Annotated in this window: 13 protein-coding genes; 9 read left to right on the forward strand and 4 right to left on the reverse strand. The window is 60.1% G+C overall.

Annotation, left to right across the window (positions count from 1 at the left end; all coding sequences use genetic code 11):
- Positions 1-28: 28 nt before the first annotated feature.
- The 5 genes from AB4Z24_RS10775 to AB4Z24_RS10795 all read left to right on the forward strand — a co-directional run bounded on the left by AB4Z24_RS10775 (position 29) and on the right by AB4Z24_RS10795 (position 5,750).
- The gene (locus AB4Z24_RS10775; RefSeq protein WP_441708178.1) at positions 29-1,393 is read left to right on the forward strand and encodes an NAD(P)-binding domain-containing protein; all 1,365 of its coding nucleotides are present in this window, start codon (positions 29-31) and stop codon (positions 1,391-1,393) included.
- A gap of 81 nt (positions 1,394-1,474) precedes the next feature.
- Positions 1,475-3,829: a DUF1989 domain-containing protein gene (locus tag AB4Z24_RS10780; protein WP_441708179.1), complete on the forward strand. Its 2,355-nt coding sequence runs from the start codon at positions 1,475-1,477 to the stop codon at positions 3,827-3,829.
- A 114-nt stretch (positions 3,830-3,943) separates the two neighbouring features.
- The gene (gene acuI, locus AB4Z24_RS10785; RefSeq protein WP_441708180.1) at positions 3,944-4,933 is read left to right on the forward strand and encodes an acrylyl-CoA reductase (NADPH); all 990 of its coding nucleotides are present in this window, start codon (positions 3,944-3,946) and stop codon (positions 4,931-4,933) included.
- 36 nt (positions 4,934-4,969) lie between these two features.
- Complete coding sequence (locus AB4Z24_RS10790) at positions 4,970-5,362, forward strand: tautomerase family protein (RefSeq protein WP_441708181.1); 393 nt, start codon at positions 4,970-4,972, stop codon at positions 5,360-5,362.
- Positions 5,363-5,378: 16 nt separating this feature from the next.
- Positions 5,379-5,750, forward strand: a complete 372-nt coding sequence (locus AB4Z24_RS10795; protein ID WP_441708182.1) for a tRNA-binding protein — start codon at positions 5,379-5,381, stop codon at positions 5,748-5,750.
- 45 nt (positions 5,751-5,795) lie between these two features.
- Here the strand turns inward: AB4Z24_RS10795 and AB4Z24_RS10800 are convergent, their stop codons facing one another.
- Positions 5,796-7,553, reverse strand: coding sequence for a c-type cytochrome (locus tag AB4Z24_RS10800; RefSeq protein WP_441708183.1), 1,758 nt, complete (start codon positions 7,551-7,553; stop codon positions 5,796-5,798).
- Between the two features lie 58 nt (positions 7,554-7,611).
- The gene (locus AB4Z24_RS10805) at positions 7,612-8,583 is read right to left on the reverse strand and encodes a Vgb family protein (RefSeq protein ID WP_441708184.1); all 972 of its coding nucleotides are present in this window, start codon (positions 8,581-8,583) and stop codon (positions 7,612-7,614) included.
- Between the two features lie 411 nt (positions 8,584-8,994).
- Between AB4Z24_RS10805 and AB4Z24_RS10810 the strand changes: the two genes are divergently transcribed.
- Positions 8,995-9,984 (forward strand): FecR family protein, encoded by a 990-nt coding sequence (locus tag AB4Z24_RS10810; protein ID WP_441708185.1) that lies wholly within the window; start codon positions 8,995-8,997, stop codon positions 9,982-9,984.
- Positions 9,985-10,012: 28 nt separating this feature from the next.
- Here AB4Z24_RS10810 and AB4Z24_RS10815 read toward each other — a convergent pair whose 3' ends face one another.
- Positions 10,013-12,202: a CHASE2 domain-containing protein gene (locus AB4Z24_RS10815; protein ID WP_441708186.1), complete on the reverse strand. Its 2,190-nt coding sequence runs from the start codon at positions 12,200-12,202 to the stop codon at positions 10,013-10,015.
- A 335-nt stretch (positions 12,203-12,537) separates the two neighbouring features.
- Between AB4Z24_RS10815 and AB4Z24_RS10820 the strand changes: the two genes are divergently transcribed.
- The 3 genes from AB4Z24_RS10820 (at position 12,538) to AB4Z24_RS10830 (ending at position 16,415) form a co-directional block, all read left to right on the forward strand.
- Positions 12,538-13,776 carry a PQQ-dependent sugar dehydrogenase gene (locus tag AB4Z24_RS10820; RefSeq protein ID WP_441708187.1) on the forward strand — a complete coding sequence of 413 codons (1,239 nt, stop codon included), beginning with the start codon at positions 12,538-12,540 and terminating at the stop codon, positions 13,774-13,776.
- A gap of 223 nt (positions 13,777-13,999) precedes the next feature.
- Positions 14,000-15,544 (forward strand): amino acid permease, encoded by a 1,545-nt coding sequence (locus AB4Z24_RS10825; protein ID WP_441708188.1) that lies wholly within the window; start codon positions 14,000-14,002, stop codon positions 15,542-15,544.
- 103 nt (positions 15,545-15,647) lie between these two features.
- A complete protein-coding gene (locus tag AB4Z24_RS10830) occupies positions 15,648-16,415 on the forward strand; it encodes an SDR family NAD(P)-dependent oxidoreductase (RefSeq protein WP_441708189.1) in 768 nt (255 codons plus the stop codon).
- 78 nt (positions 16,416-16,493) lie between these two features.
- Here the strand turns inward: AB4Z24_RS10830 and eutC are convergent, their stop codons facing one another.
- Complete coding sequence (eutC, locus tag AB4Z24_RS10835) at positions 16,494-17,270, reverse strand: ethanolamine ammonia-lyase subunit EutC (RefSeq protein WP_441708287.1); 777 nt, start codon at positions 17,268-17,270, stop codon at positions 16,494-16,496.

The raw sequence follows: 17,270 nt of genomic DNA on the forward strand, positions 1-17,270 counted from the left end.
AGCGAATGTATTCTCGGAAGGACACAACATGGCAGAGCGAATAGCTATTATCGGTGCCGGTCCCAGTGGCATGGCAGTTTTGCGCGCGTTCGAAAGCGCGCGGCGCAAAGGAGCCGATATCCCCGAAATGGTCTGCTACGAGCGGCAGAAAGATTGCGGCGGTATCTGGAACTACACGTGGCGCACGGGCACGGACGAGTTCGGCGAGCCGGTTCACGCGAGCATGTACCGCTACCTTTGGTCGAACGGACCGAAGGAATGCTTGGAGTTCGCCGACTACTCGTTCGAAGAGCACTTCGGGCGTCCGATACCGTCGTTTCCGCCCCGGGCTGTGCTGCACGACTACATCAAGGGCCGCATCGAACGCAGCGGCATCATGCACTACATCAAGCTCAGCACTGCGGTTCGCAACGTCACCTTCAACGAAGAAACGCAAAAGTTCACCGTCACGGTGAAGGATCTCGTCGCCGATACGCTCACGTCATCGGAGTTCGACTACGTCTTCTGCGGCAGCGGCCATTTCTCGACGCCGAATATTCCGGAATTCCCGGGTCTCACTCACTTCCTTGGGCGCACGCTGCACTCGCACGACTTCCGCTCCGCGGACGAGTTTGCTGGCAAAGACGTTCTGTGCGTCGGCGCCAGCTACTCGTCGGAAGACATCGGCATTCAGTGCTACAAGTACGGCGCCAAGTCCGTCACCTTCTCGTGGCGCACGAAGCCGATGGGCTTCAAATGGCCTGCCCGCATGGACGAAGTTCCCCTGCTCGAACGCGTCGAAGGCAAAACCGCCATCTTCAAGGATGGCACGAAAAAGGACGTCGACGCGATCATTCTGTGTACGGGCTACTTGCATCACCATCCGTTCATGGAAGACTCGCTGCGCCTCAAGTCCCGCAACCGGCTCTATCCGCCGAACCTCTACAAGGGCATTTTCTGGATCGACAATCCGAAGCTGATGTACATCGGCATGCAGGATCAGTTTTACACGTTCAATATGTTCGACGCGCAGGCATGGTATGCGCGCGACGTCGTGCTCGGACGCATCAAGTTGCCGCCGAAGTCGGATATGTTCGCCGACATCCAGAAGTGGACCGAGATGGAAGAAGCCCTCCCGGACGCCACCGCTGCGATCGACTTCCAGACAGAGTATGTCCGCGATCTCATCACGCCGACGGACTATCCGCGCCTCGACGTCGACACCGTCGCGAGGATGTTCAAGGAGTGGGAACATCACAAGATGGAAGATATCCTGACCTATCGCGATCGCTCGCACAAATCGGTGCTGACCGGCACGCAGGCACCCATCCATCACACGGCCTGGATGAAAGCTGCCGACGACTCGATGGAAGCGTTTCTCAACCAACCGACGAAAATGGTCGCTGCCGAGTAAAACTGGCAGCATCATCAGCAGCCGAAAAGTGGACCGGCCGCGCGCGGCTGGTCCATCACCCCATTCCGATAAGAGGGCAAGATGAGCAGCGATGCGGTTCTCACGTCCCCTGCCCGGCCGAAACTCTTCGTTCCAGGACAATCGTCACTGGAGCCGGGCGTCGAACGGTACGTTTTGAAAGGCGGCGGCACCGCCGTTTTCGAACTCGACAAGGGAGACCGTGTCGAGCTCAGTCCGCTCGAAGGCGGGCAAGGCGTCGAGATCGCGGCATTCGCGCCGGGCGGCAAGAGCGATCTTGGGGCGCTCGGTCTCAAAGGACGCGGCAAGCCCGCTGGCATTCAGCGCGCGCTCGAAGCCGATAGCGAAGACGCACAACGCGTTCGCTTCGGATTGTTCCGGCGCGGGCTCGACATCGGACACGCCAAGGCTGCGAGCGTGCTCGGACCGGATTGCGTTCCGGGCGACGTCGTCGCGCTGCAGGTGGAACGGCCGGTCCTCGCTGTCTTCGGCGCGCCGGCGGAACCGATGGTCGTCTGGGATCAGACGCCTGCGACCGACATTCTGGTCTTCATCCAACGCGCCAATCCGCGCCTTCTCAACGAAGCCAAGCTGCCGGACCCCATCGCCGAGCCGCGTCTCGATATTCGCATCAACATCGCAAGCGCCGAAAGCTTCGAGGTTTGCGAAGGCGAATACATTCAGATCATCGACGTCGCGGGGCGCCAATGCTCCGACTTCCTGGCTTTCAACCGCAAGGAACTCGACAAGGGCAACGTGCTCGGCCTCGATTCCACCACCACGCGGTCGATGACCGGCATGGCTTATCCGAAGCCCGGTCTGTTCTCGAAATTCTTCGATCGCGACCGCAATCCGCTGGTCGAGGTCGTGCAGGACACCGTCGGCCGGCACGATACGTTCAACCTCGCGTGCACGACGCGCTATTATGAAGACATGGGCTACTTTGGGCATCCGAACTGCTCGGATAACTTCAATAACGCATTGAAGGATTACCCGATCGGCAGCTACAGGGGCTGGCCCGCGATCAACTTCTTCTTCAACACCAACGTCGACTGCCACAACAACATCTGGTCCGACGAACCTTGGTCGCGTCCCGGCGACTACGTGATGATGCGTGCTTTGACGGACCTCGTCTGCGGCACCTCTGCCTGCCCAGCCGACATCGATGCGTCGAACGGCTGGAACCTCACTGAAATACACGTTCGGGTCTACCCGAAGAACACCCCGTTCAAGCGCTCGATCGGATACAGAATGGCACCGGATGCACCAATGCAGCTGACAAGAGAATCGGGATTTCACCCGCGCACGTCAGCCCTCACCCGCAACTTCGGCGACTATCGCGGTTTCTGGGTTCCTCACTGCTACGCGAACGCAGGCGCGATCGAAGAATATTGGGCATGCCGCGAGGGTGCGGTCATCATGGACCTGTCGCCGCTCAGGAAGATGGAAGTGCTTGGGCCGGATTCCGAGCAGTTCCTGCAAGGGCTCATCACGCGCGACGTTCGCAAGCTTTCGGTCGGGCAAATCTACTATACGCCCATGTGCTACGAGCACGGCGGTATGGTGGACGATGGAACGCTCTTCCGTTTGGCCGAGAACAATTTCCGCTGGGTCGGCGGCGACGATGCAAGCCTGATCTGGCTCAAAGAGCAGCTCGCCAAGACCAACTACAATGTGCACCTCAAGACTGCGACAGCCGAAATCAACAACGTCGCCGTCCAAGGACCGAAGTCGCGGGAAATTCTGCAGTCGATCATCGAGACACCGCCCGGCCGGCCGACGATGCAGGAACTCGGTATTTTCCGTTTCACGGTCGGACGCATCGGTGGCGTGGCGGGCATTCCGGTTCTCGTCTCGCGAACGGGCTACACGGGCGAGCTCGGATACGAAGTGTTCTGCCATCCCAAGGATGCGCCTGCGGTTTGGGATAAGATTATGGAAGCCGGCGCGCCGTTCAAAATTCAGCCGTTCGGATTCGATGCACTCGACATGGTCCGCATCGAAGCCGGCCTCGTCTTCGGCGGTCATGATTTCGACTCGACGACCGATCCACTCGAAGCCGGCATCAGCTTTACCGTTCCGACGAAGAAGGAAGAGGACTATATCGGCAAGGCGGCGATCGAGAAGCGGCGGGCCAATCCGCTCCGAAAACTGGTTGGCCTCGAGATCCAGGGCAACGAGAAGCCCTCGCACGGAGATCCTGTTTTCGTCGGCCGGGCGAACGTCGGCGCGGTGACGAGCGCGATGCGATCCCCTCTTCTCAAGAAGACGCTGGCATTCGCGCGCGTGGACGTTACGCATTCCGCACTCGGAACGGCGCTCGAAATCGGACGGCTCGACGGCCTGCAGAAACGCTTCAAGGCAACGGTCGTGCCGTTCCCGTTCTACGATCCGGAGAAAAAGCGCGTCAAAATGTGAGGCGCTGCATAGCTCTCATGCGAAAGTGACGGCCGCCAGCGATGGCGGCCGTTTCGCATCTTGCGTCCAATGCGTGCAAGGGAGTAAACGCGCCGAACCCCACGGAGGCGCGAAATGTTTCAGGCGATCCTGATTGAGAAAGACGGTGAGCGCGCAACGCCTCGTCTTGCAGAACTCGACAAGACGGCGCTGCCTGAGGGCGACGTCACCGTCCGCATCAGTCATTCGACGCTCAACTACAAGGACGGCCTTGCCATTACCGGCAAGGGGCCAATCATCCGTTCGTTCCCGATGGTGCCGGGCGTGGACTTCGCAGGCGTCGTCGAAGAGAGCAGCAACGCGCGTTTCAAAGCAGGCGATGCGGTTCTGCTCAACGGCTTCGGTGTCGGCGAGAGTCACTGGGGTGGCTTGTCCCAATATGCGCGCGTAACGGGCGACTGGCTCATTCCGCTTCCCGAAGGCTTGAGCCCGGCGCGCGCGATGGCGCTCGGCACTGCAGGTTACACAGCGATGCTCTGTGTCATGGCGCTCGAGCGCCAAGGCGTCACGCCAGACAAAGGCGAGGTCATCGTAACAGGTGCGGGTGGCGGCGTCGGCGGCGTTGCCGTTCTCCTTCTTTCGCGTCTCGGTTTCGATGTCGCCGCTTCGACCGGCCGTGTCGAAGAAGCCGAGTACCTCAAAGGTCTGGGGGCGAAGACGATCATCGATCGCAAAACGCTGTCGGAGCCGGGCAGACCGCTGCAATCGGCCCGCTGGGCGGGAGCCGTCGATAGCGTCGGCAGCCACACGCTTGCGAACGTTTGCGCGAGCATGAAGGACGACGGCGTCGTCACCGCATGTGGCCTTGCGCAAGGCTTGGACTTCCGTACGACAGTCGCCCCCTTCATTCTGCGCGGCGTTACACTCGTCGGCATCAACTCCGTCTACCGCTCGATTACGGATCGCATGACGGCTTGGGAGCGTCTTGCCCGCGAGATCGATTTCGGCAAGCTCGATGGCATGACCCGCATCATTCCGTTGGATCAGGCGATCGCAGCGGCGGGCGATCTTCTCGCCGGAAAAGTGCGCGGCCGTCTCGTCGTCGAGACCGGCGTCCGCTCGTAACGTTTTTCAGCAATCGTACCTTAAGGAAATTACCCTATGCCATTTCTTCGATTCGATCTCATCAAGGGCCGCACCGACGCCGAGATCGCGACGCTGCTCGATGCGGCGCACGACGCTATGTTGGAAGCGTTCAAGGTGCCGGTTCGCGACCGGTATCAGATTGTTCACGAGCACGAGCCGAGCCGCGTGCGGATCGAGGATACAGGCCTCGGCATCGAACGTACCGAGAAAGTCGTTCTCATTCAGGTGACGAGCCGGCCGCGTTCAACCGAAGAGAAGCAGGAATTCTACCGTCTACTGACGGAGGCGCTTTCCAGCCGTTGCGGCATCGCGCCGAGCGATGTGATGGTCAACTTCGTCATCAATACGGATGCCGACTGGTCGTTTGGAAACGGTGAAGCGCAATTTCTAACAGGCAAGCTTTCATAATTGCAGAGGCCGTACCATGCATCTGGTTCAAGATCCCAATGCCACCGCTGCGGCGACGATCACGTTCGATCAGTTTCTCGCAGTTGATATCCGCGTCGGTACGATCGTTGCCGCCGAGCCTTATCCGGAAGCAAAAAAGCCGGCGCTGAAGCTCAAAATCGATTTCGGCAGCGGCATCGGCGTGAAGCAATCGAGCGCGCAAATCACGCGGCATTATGATTGCGCGTCGCTCGTCGGGCGGCAGGTGGCGGCGGTTGTAAATTTTCCGCCGCGCCAGATCGGCAAGTTCATGTCGGAAGTTTTGACACTCGGGTTTCCGGATGAAAGCGGCGAGGTCGTGATGTTCAAGCCCGACATCAAGGTGCCGAACGGCGCACGCTTGTTCTGATCGGAGATGAGCGCGCCGCCTCGAAAGGCAGCGCGCTCAAGTCTGCTACTTTTTCTGATTGCCGAGCGCCCAGACGTAAGCGGCGACGGCTTTCACATGTTCATCCGACAACTCGACGCCGCCCTTCGGCGGCATGGCGCCGGGATGCTCCTTCGGCTCGGGCACTCCTGCCAAAATAGTTTTGGTGATGCCCTCGACGCTACCATCGCTCCATAACCATTTTCCCGACGTGAGATCGGCGCCGACCGGGCTGCCAACGCCGCCCGCGCCATGACATCCGGCGCATGTCGCGCCGCCGACGTCACCATCGAAGACTTTCTTTCCGAGCGCGACCTGATCGGCGGTCGAGCCCGGCGGCACCGGCAGCGCCGCTACGGCGCCGGCCTCGGGATGTATACCCTCCGGCGGCAAAGCCTGACCCGAGTTGGCCGCCTGTGCCTGAATTTCGGGCGCCGCTTCAAGCGTCTTCGAGTTCGGATCGCCGGAATAGGTGACGCGCCAGACGCGACCGTTGACGTCGTCCGAAATATAGAGTGCGCCGTCCTGCCCGACTGCAAGTCCCGACGGCCGGTGCGCTGCGCCGCCCGGATTTTTCTCAGCGCCAGCGAAGCCGTCCGCAAAGACGATGAACTTGCCCGTGGGCTTACCTTCAGCAAACGGCTGATAGACGACGTTGTAGCCACCTTGCGGAGCGGGCGCGCGATTCCACGAGCCGTGAAATGCGATGAACATGCCGTTGCGATAGGGCTCGGGGAACGCGAGAGCCTTGTAGATCTTCATATCGTTCGGTGCCCAATGCGCGGGGAACCATGCGACGGGCCCGAGCTTTTCAGCGCACCGTCCTACTTTCTTGCCGCCGTCGCCGCCGTATTCCGGAGAGAGCACGAGCTTCTGCTGCTCGCCGTCGAAGTAGCAATGCGGCCAGCCGTAATCGCCGCCCTTTTTCAATGCGACAACGACCTCAGCCGGCAGATCGAAACCCTGTTGCGCGGTGTAGAGTTCCGGCCAGTTCTCATGCAGCTGGTCGCGTCCGTGCTGCGTTACGTAAAGCTGGCCCGCGGAATCGAAATCGAAGCCCTCGCCGTTCCGGATGCCCGTCGCATAGCGCTCGGCGGGCGAAAATTTCTGACCAATCTTTTTGGCGTCGTATTTCCAGACTCCGGCCCGCGTCTCCAATTCGATGCACGGCTCATGGCCCATCGTGTGCGGCATGCGGTTCTTGATTTCGCAGCTGTTGGTCGCGGACCCCATGCTGACGAACAAATTGCCGTCGCTGTCGATGATGAACGGATGCATGGGATGGTCGCCATTGATCGGCATGCCGGAAAGAACCGTTTCGGCTTTGCCTTCAGGCGCGATCTCTCCATCCTTCAACGGATAGCGATCAATGCGATCGTTGATCTCCGCGTAGACGTAATTGTTGTAGAGAGCGACGCCGGTGCCGCCTTTGCCTCCTTCCGCCTGCGTTTCACCGAAGCGCTTGACGACGTCTGCGGTACCGGACCCCTTCGTATCTTTCAGCGCAACGACGAAGCCGCCGGACGGCAGGTCGTTGTTCTTGTAATAGACGCCGCTCCACGTATTCACGTAGACGGTGCCATCCTTGCCGACGGCGATCTGGCGAGCGTGGCCGATATTGTCGGCGAAGACGGTGGCGCAGAACCCCTTCGGCAGACTGAGGCCGGCGTTGTCGCTCGGGCAAGTTTCAGCGCTCGCCTCGGGCGTGTCGGCAAATTGCAAACCGAGAGCGAGCGCTAGCGGCACGGCAAAAACTGCAGCGCGCTTTGTTACGGCAGGTTGCATGGCTGAACTCCTGTATGAGAGATCGAAGCCGCCCGGACATAAGCCCGGGCAGCATTGTTCAGTTGCCAATCGTTACCGGCACGGCTTGGAAAGGCAGCTTCGGCGGTCCGTTCTCTTTCGGTGAGAAGAGGTGGGGAAGCTGACCTTCGCCGACCCAGACGGTGTTGCCGACTTTCGCGAGAGACGTCGGGCCGTTGAGGCCATCCTTCAACGTTTCGATAGTGACTTTATCGCCGTCCACGGTCACCCGATCGAGTGTGCCGCTGCCTTCCGCCATAAGGAACGTATTGCCCGTGAGCCGCCGCAGAGCATCCGGAAACTTCAGCGGGCGTGATGTCGTCAGCTTCGACACCGTGCCGGGTGTTCCATCTTTCACATCGATGCGGAAGAATTCACCACCACCGAAAGTGTTGACGTAGAGGTTGCCGTCCTCGCCCAATGCGATGCCGTCGAGACCGGCGCCATTTTTCGGAACGAGAAGATCGTTCTCGACCCAAACTTCGAGTTCTTTGGCTCCGGGCTTAAGGCGCAAAATTTGCGGCGCGGCGGTGTTCGTCACGTACACCGTGCCGTCGGGAGCGACGACCATGTCGTTGCAGATCGTCGCCTTGCCGGGAAATGCGGCGCTGAGTTTGCCTTCGCCGGTTACGAGGTCAAAGCCTTTCAAATGCGCGCCCGCGACGCTCGACGGTCCGGGAACGCCCAGGCCTGAGGCGTCATTGGAGCAAACCCAAAGAGTTTTCGCAGGTTCATCGACGAGGACGCCGAACGTCGAGCGGGTATCGAATGCACCCGGTTTGATCCAGGGTTCGGCTTTCGCGGATCCGGGCTTCACGCGTGCCACGCCGCCGGAAGCTAGGCTGCTGATGTAAATCGTTCCGTCGGACGCCGCCGACATACTCTCGGGATAGGCTCGGTCCCCGGGAATTTCTATCGGCTTCAAATCCTCTGCCGGGACTTCAGTGGCGAATGTCACCACGCCCGCGAACAGAACAGCGGCCAAACGGCTCAACGGCTTCCAGTCAATCATGGGGGTTCCCTTGCTCCGCGTCCGGGCAATGCACGGCGCTTGCTTTTTCGAAGTTTGGATAGTCATCACGAATGAGACATTCATGACATGCGATCGCAATTGCGTTTCGCAAGGCCACAACTGTTCAATGCGTCATTGGTTCGAGGAATTCGTGAACATCGGCAAGGATCGAAGCGGCCATCATTGCCGCTTGGCTGTCGACACGTTTTTCAGAAGTTCCAATTTGACAGTTATAGTTGCAGCGCTATTTGGAATCCATCAGAGTTTAAAGAATTTTCCCCATTGCAAATCGGGGCATGTCACGCGGGGAACATCGACATTAATTGAACATCCGATAAACAAGCCTGCCAAGCGCAACTGTGCTATTCTTTGACTGCATAGCGCTTACAGAGTTGCATTGGGGACCATGCCATGCCGAGATCCTCTTGGAAGAAGCTTGCGATTGTCGCCCTGACAGCCACCGGCGGTATCGTCGCGACGCATCTTCAGCCGGCGTGCGCTGCTTCGGGCGAGCGCATCGGCGATGCCATCGTGATCACCAACATCGTCATGGCAGACTTCGCGGAGAAACAGCGCAAGCTCGCGCGCGGCGACGATGTTCATCAGGACGAGATCATCGAGGTCAACACGGACGCGCAAGGCGAATTCAAGCTCGACGATGACACGAAGCTCGCGCTTGGCCCAGGATCGCGCCTCGTGCTCGATAAATTCGTCTACGACAGCGACAAGAAGACCGGCTCGATCATTCTCAACATGGCGAAGGGTGCGTTTCGCTTCATCACCGGCATTGCGACGAAGCCGACCTACGTCATCAACACGCCGAACGCATCGATAACGGTGCGTGGCACGATTTTCGATACCTACATTCTGCCTGATAAATCGGTGTGGGTGCTGCTGCACGAAGGCGCGCTCGAGGCGACCGGCAAAAAGAGCGTCTGCCGGGTTCTCGATCAGCCGGGACAGATGATGCGCATCGACGGCGACGGCACGGTCTCGGGTCCTTACAATTGGTCGAAGCTTCCCGACGGCAATTCGGTTGCGTTCGATACGGCGTTTCCGTTTGTCATTAATACGCCCTCGATCGACCCCAATCCGCTTTTGACGCGCGCGCAGATCATCGAGGCCTCATTTCCCGACGTCCCCGCGAAGCCGTGCATCAATTCGCATGCGCCGATCCAGACCAAGCCGCCGATCAAGACGCGCAAGGCCGAGACACCGCGCAAGACCGAACCGAAGAAGCAAAAAGTTGTGACCCGAAAGCCGAAAGGGGATGGAGGATATGGTGACGATTGCCCGGGTTGCATGACCGGCATGGGCATTGTCATCGGCGGCGGGATGGGCGGTTTCGGCGGTCATCGCGGCGGTAGCGACGGCGGAAATTATGGCGGCCGCGGCCGTTGATTTTCGATCTCTACGCCTCAGTGCACTGCTAGCCGTTCAACGCTTCGGGGCGAATTTTTTCGCCAGCTCGGGTGCGATAGTAGGCGATCATGTCTGGCGGGGCGAAGCGCGTGCAGGCCGCAAGCGCTTCCTCTGTTCGAGCGTTGTCACCCGACCGGCGAGCGGCAAGATAGGCGGCATGCGCGCGGCTCACATTTTGAAATTCCTCGGACGCGGCATACGTTTCGTCACCGAGTAGCGCGAAAACGTTTTCGGCGCGATCTTTGCCGCGCAGAGTGACGGCGCCGAGCTCCAAAAAGGCAAATTCGCTCGCTTGCGCAGCCGTTCGTTCACCCACGACGATGCGGGCGCCGAACGTTTTCGTCGCTTCCTCGAAGCGGGCGGCGACGTTCACCACATCGCCGAGAACCGAGTAGTCGAAGCGCTGCGGCGAACCAACGTTGCCCACGACGCATTCTCCCGTGTTCAATCCGACGCCCATGCGCACGGGCGAAAACGGCAAGCCCGCTGCGGCGGCTTCCGCTTCAAAGCTCGCATTGAGAGAGCCAAGGGCATCCAGCATGGCGAGCGCCGTGCGGCAGGCGTTGGCAGCATGTTTTAAATCGTGCACCGGCGCATTCCAAAACGCCATAACCGCGTCGCCCATGAACTTGTCGATGGTGCCGCCGTGGCCAAGGATGATATCCGTCAACGGCGTGAAAAGGCGATTGACGAAGCGGATCAATTCATCCGCGCGCATCCCTTCCGAAATTTTCGAGAAGCCGCGAACGTCGGCAAAGAGGAGCGTGACTTCGCGCGTTTCGCCGCCGAGTTTCAGCTTATCCCGATTTTTCACGAGTTCCTCGATCAGCGGTGCCGCCACGTAATGGCCGAAGGCTGAACGGATCTCGCCGCGCTGAATTTCGGATTTTACGAAGCTCGTGAGCGAAACGCCGAAATAAAGAAGCGCCACGGAAAGCGAGGGATAAACGGGGTCGAATAGCAATCCGCCATCCACGAAAGCGTACCACGAGACCGCTATAATGGCGGCGATCGAAGCCAATCCGGCGATTGCGGCGCGCAGAGCGCCCGATCGTTCGATCAGCCAAGCGACCAGTGTGCCGACGAGCAAAAGGAATGCGAGTTCAGCGCCTGTAGCATAGGCCGGGCGGACGAGGTGATTGCCCGAGAGCATCTGCTCTAGAGCTTGTGCATGAACTTCGACACCGGGAACAGCAGGCTCGAGCGGCGTTGCCCTGAGGTCAAGAAGGCCCGTCGCGGTTGCGCCAATAATCATGTGCCGGGATTTTATATCGGCGGCATTTGCGGTGCCGTCGAGAATGCTCAACGCCGATATCGTACGCCTCGGATCACTCGGCGCGAACTTCAGCCACAACTCGCCTCGTCCATCGGACGGAAGAACAGTGTCGCCGACGCGGACGCTCTCTATTCCCGTTTTTTGTCCGAGGGCTTCGACACCGCTTCCGCCCGACGACTTGATGAATATCGTCGACTGCTTCGTGCCGATCCGAAGTGCTTCGAGCGAGAGAGAGGGATAGAGCGAGCCGCCGATCGAAACGAGAAGCGGTATGCGCCGCACGACCTGATCGCTCGAAGGCAACCAATTGACGGCGCCGACACCGCGGGCCCTCTTCGTGAGGCCCGGCAGATTTTCCACGCCGCCTGCGAAGGTGTGGACGAAGAGCAAAGGATCGTCGCCCGCGTAGGAAACAGCTGCAGGATAAGGACTTATCTTGCCGGACCTGTCCGCGTTTCCGGCGACCCCCAAAACGACGGGCGCGCCTTCGATGGCGGCCGCCAGACGCGTGTCGTTGGACGGAAGCCGTCCCAAGTCCGCGAGTGCAGTCACCTGCCCGACATCATCCGCCAGGGAGCGCAGAAGCTCTTCCGGAGAAAGCCGGTCGGGCTCGGCGAAGACCATGTCGAACGTGATCGATGCGGCGCCGGCCGAGACGAGCTTCGATACGAGCGTGGCGAGTTTGGAGCGCGGCCATGGCCATTGGCCGATCCGCGCGAGCGAGGCTTCGTCGATCGCGACGATGCGCACGGGGAATGCCGGGTCGGCCTGGCGTGGCGATGCGCGGAGGTAGGAATCGAAAACCGAGAGCCTGAGGCGTGCCACCGGCTCGGGATCGGCGATACGAAGCGCAAGGCATGCCCCGAGCAGAGCGATGGAGATCAGAAATGCAAGCGGCAAGCGGCTTAAGCCGAGATCCATTGACGAGTATCCAAGGGCCGATAGCGCGCGGCGTCAGAATGCGAATTCTGAGCCAGCAGCATCGGGTTGCCCGTAACTCTCGCACGCTGAAGACGGCACGGCAAAGTTCTGGAGTTCGATCGTTCGACGGGCGAGGAACCTCCACATTCCGGCAGGCGATCGCGATGCGAGAGATCGGCCACAGAGCTTTTTATGAACGCTTGAATTTGACGGGATGAATTGAACGTTCATTTTTTGGGCTTGCTTGCGCCCTCTTTCTGCATAGTCTTAAAAGTATCACAAATCTGTAATCATCCGAAAAGACGAAGAAAAAGGACGGGGGTAATTTGGACAGCGTGACATCGGCCCTAGGGCGGCGGCTTGGCATCCGCTCCGGATTTGCCACGGCTTTTTTTGCTGCATTCGTCCTCGGTGCGCCGGAAACCGCCCGCGCGGAAATCGGCAGCGATGATCGGCATATCGATTCGCTCCCGCCTCAATCCGATGTTCGCGAGATCGAAGACGGCGAGTTCCCGTTCGAGTTGCGCAAAATCGCCGACAAACTCGAAAGCCCTTGGGCGATGGCTTTCCTGCCTGATGGCCGAATTCTGGTCACCGAGCGGCCCGGACGCCTTCGCGTCATCGAGGGCGACATGCTCCTGCCGGCAGGTATCGCAGGCGTGCCGACGGTTCTTTCGGGCAGCCACTCAGGGCTTCTGGACGTACTCGTCGATCCGGAATTCCCGAAGAACCACCGTTTGTTTCTCTCCTATATGCACGGAACTCCGGAAGCCGGAACGATACGAATTGCCAGCGCCGTCCTCAATGGCATGAACCTCGTCGACAAGCAGGTCATTTTCGAGAGCCGGCCAGCCGTAAGCGGGCTCGACCAGATCGGCGGACGTCTGGCGTTCGGGCCGGACAAGGCTCTCTATTTGACGATCGGCGACCGCTTCCAGAAAGAGCGCTCGCAAGATCTGCTCGACGACGGCGGCAAGATCATCCGCATCAATGTCGACGGCTCGATCCCGGAAGACAATCCGTTCGTCGGACGCAGCGACGCGCTACCGGAGATCTACAGCTACGGGCATCGCAACCCGCAGGGATTGATCGGTAACGTCGGAGACGGTCAGCTCTGGTCAATCGAGCAGGGTCCGAAAGGCGGCGACGAACTGAACCTCATTACCGGCGGCAGCAATTATGGATGGCCGCTCGTAACCTATGGAGTTAACTACGATGGGTCAGTCATTTCGGACAAAACATCGGCTCCAGGCATGGTCGACCCGGTATATGTTTGGGTACCATCGGTCGCTCCGGCCAGTCTTGTTTCCTACTATGGCAACGTCATGCCCGACGACTGGCGCGGGGACTTCCTGATCGGAACGCTCGTCGGGGAATGCCTGATCCGGCTCCGAATGGACTCGGGAAAAGTCGTCAAGGAAGAACGCTATCTCCACCATAAGATTGGGCGTATTCGCGACGTCGCTGTCGCTCCGGACGGGTACATCTATTTGTTGACCGACAGTTCCGAAGCCTCGATCTACCGGATAGAGCCGCTGACGGATCAAGTCGCAAAGGTCAGATCTGATCAATAGACGTTCGACCGTCTGGCGGACCCCGCTTCCGAACCTCGGACCGCATGATTGTCGTGCGGCCGAGGCAAAGTTTGCCCACTATTTGGCCTTGCCCAGCGATTGACCTTTTCTCGGCTTGCTACCAGAGTGGCCACGGAAGAATTGGACGCCGTCACGCTTGAGTGACGAAAAGCGTCACGTCGCCCAAGATTTCCCAAAGGGAACAATTTCTTGGGGACCTCACATGTCATCCACCGAACCGAAAGTGGTCGATGAGGACGTAAAAGTCCTACATTCGATGGGCTACGCGCAGGAACTTTCCCGGCGCATGCATACGTTTTCGAACTTCGCGATTTCGTTCTCCATCATCTGCATTCTCTCGGGCGGCATCAACTCGCTGGCGCAGGCGACGTCGGGCTCCGGCGGAATCGGCATCGGCATCGGCTGGCCGATCGGCTGTCTGGTTTCCGGCGTCTTCGCCATCTGCATGGCTCAGATCAGCTCAGCATATCCAACGGCCGGCGGCCTCTATCACTGGGGTTCTATCCTCGGCAACCGCTTCACGGGATGGCTGACCGCCTGGTTCAACCTTCTCGGCCTCATCACCGTCCTCGGCGCGATCAACGCCGGTACGTGGACGTTCTTCGAAGGTGCCTTTCCGAACCTCGGCATCGAGAACAACCTGACGAACCAGACGATTTTCCTCGCCATCATCACCGGCGGCATGGCGCTGATCAACCACTACGGCATCGGCCTGACGATGAAACTGACGGACTTCTCTGGCTACTTGATCTTCGCGACGTCTCTGGCGCTCGCAGCCGTCTGTTTGATCTTCGCGCCGAGCTGGGATGTCAGCCGCTTGTTCACATTCCACAACTATTCGGGCGATGCGGGCGGCGGTGTCTGGCCGTCGGTGTCCGACAGCTGGGTCTTCCTGCTCGGCCTCTTACTGCCGATCTATACGATTACGGGCTATGACGCTTCCGCGCATACGTCGGAGGAAACCGTCGACGCCGCGCGATCCGTGCCGAAGGGCATGGTGACTTCAGTGCTCTGGTCGGCCGTCTTCGGCTACATCATGCTCGGGGCTTTCGTGCTGATGATCCCCAACATGGACGACGCCGCGAAACAGGGCTGGAACGTCTTCTTCTGGGCCATGGACCAGCGCGTCCCGGGTGGTATCAAAGAAGCGCTTTATCTCGCGATCTTCGTCTCGCAGCTGCTTTGCGGATTGGCGACCGTGACATCCGCCTCGCGGATGATCTTCGCGTTCGCGCGTGACGGCGGCCTGCCGTTCTCCAAGTCTCTCGCCAAGGTTTCACCGAAGCACCGCACGCCAGTCATTGCCATCTGGACCGGAGCGATCCTGTCCTGGCTCTTCGTCTGGGGTGCCTCGGTTGTCTCGATTGCCGGAACGTCGGCCTACACGATCGTCGTATCGTGCACGGTCATCTTCCTGTTCTTCTCCTTCGCCATTCCGATTGCCCTCGGCCTCTTCGCCTACGGCACGTCGAAGTGGCCCAAAATGGGTCCGTGGAACATTGGAAGGCCGGCCTACTCCCTGTTTGCGGTTCTCTCCATTCTTTCGATGATCCTGATCTTCGTCATCGGTGTGCAGCCGCCGAACGACTGGGCGCTCAACATCACGGTCGGGTTCGTCGTCCTGACGGCGCTGATCTGGTTTCTCCTGGAGCGCAAGCGCTTCCAGGGACCGCCGATCGGCGATGTGATCGCGAAGCGCCAGGCTGAGATCAGAGCGGCCGAGGCGGCTGTCGGCGAAACGCACTGACGGGCTAAGACCTCTAGATGTCAAAAAATGGTACGGGCCGGATCAATCGATCCGGCCCGCATCTGTTACACATGCCACCAAACGTCTCGACAGGAGTAAGACAATGGCAGACCGGCTAAAGGGTAAGATTGCGATCATCTCAGGCGGAGCGACGGGGATGGGCGGCGCCTCTTCCCGACTGTTCGCGGCGGAAGGTGCGGCCGTCGGCGTGATCGACCGCAACGAAGAGGCCGGGCGCGCGGTCGTCGCCGAGATAAACAACGCCGGGGGAAAGGCCGTTTTCGCCGCCGCCGACGTGGCGGACCAGGGGCAAGTGAATGAGGCAGTCGCGAAGGTGACTTCGGCCATCGGACAAGCCAATGTGCTCTTCAATCACGCCGGCACGATCATCATCAAGCCGTTCCTCGAGACGTCGCTCAAAGAGTGGGAATGGCTGATGGGCGTCAATGTCACGAGCATGTATCTGATGACGCAAGCGGTGCTGCCCGGAATGCTGGAAATGGGCGGCGGCTCGATCGTGTGCACCTCTTCGATCTCGGCCATCGCGGCAACGCCTTTGGAGACCGCGTACAATACGTCGAAAGGCGCATGCCATATGTTCGCGCGGTCGATCGCCGTCGAATACCGCGACAGAGGTATCCGCTGTAACGCGGTTTGCCCGGGCTTCGTTGCGACACCTCACGGGCTGCGCGAAGTCGCCGAGCTGTCGAAACTTGGCGTCGACGCGTCCGAAGCCGCGCTCGCGGTTCAGCAGGGCCGGTTGTGCGAACCGGAAGAAGTTGCTCGGGCCGCACTCTTTTTGGCGAGCGACGAAGCGAGCTTCGTCAACGGCGCCCACCTCTTCGTCGACAACTGCTTTACGGCGGTTTGAGGATCATCAGCAGGGCCCTCGCGAAATGAGGGGAAGAGCGAACCTCTTCCCCACCGTGCGCGGAAGCAACGTGCCGAACTATTTGATCAGTTCGGGGCCCGGTTCAGCATCAATCAGGAACTGGGATTCGTCCTTCAGGTTGACGCCGGTCAGGCCGCGCCGGAAGGCTTCGCGCAGCAGCCACGCGGTTTTGAACGTGCCTTCATCGTAAGACAGACCGCGTTGGCGAATGTTCGAGATGCAGTTGCGGTCGGCGTCCTTGATGCCGACGCGCGGCGAAAAAGTGAGGTAGACGCCGAGGCTGTCGGGCGAGGACAGGCCCGGCCGCTCGCCGATCAGCACGAGCACAGCCTTGCCGCCGAGGATCTCACCGGCTTCGTCGCCCAGCGCGACGCGGGCGTCATCGGCCAGCAGCACGGGCGATAGTTTCCAGCCGGACTTCACGACATAGGGCATGAACGCCGACATATACGCGAGCGTATTGGCGGCGACGCCGAGCGACGACAGTCCGTCGCCGACGAGAATGACCAGATCGGGCTTCGTGGCTTCGATCTCGGAGGCGCGCACGAGCGCCTCGCGCGAGGTATCAGACAGGCGGCGGCCAAGATCGGGGCGGCGCAGATATTCGGAGCGATCGCCGGCGGCACTCGCTATTCGCAACGTCGGAAGGCCGAGCGCCGACAGACCCTTTTCGATCGGAGTCCAATCGATCGGCGACGTCACCGCGTCGCGCGCCATGGCATGCGAGAGAGCGAAGTTCAGAACTTCGCGCGTCGGCATCGCGGCGCCCGAGCGGCCAAGGCCGATGCGCGCGTCGGTGAATTGCTTCAGATTTGCCCAGGGATCCTCTGTCAT

The sequence above is a fragment of the Hyphomicrobium sp. 2TAF46 genome (assembly GCF_052114865.1).
In the GTDB taxonomy this organism is placed as follows: domain Bacteria; phylum Pseudomonadota; class Alphaproteobacteria; order Rhizobiales; family Hyphomicrobiaceae; genus Hyphomicrobium_B.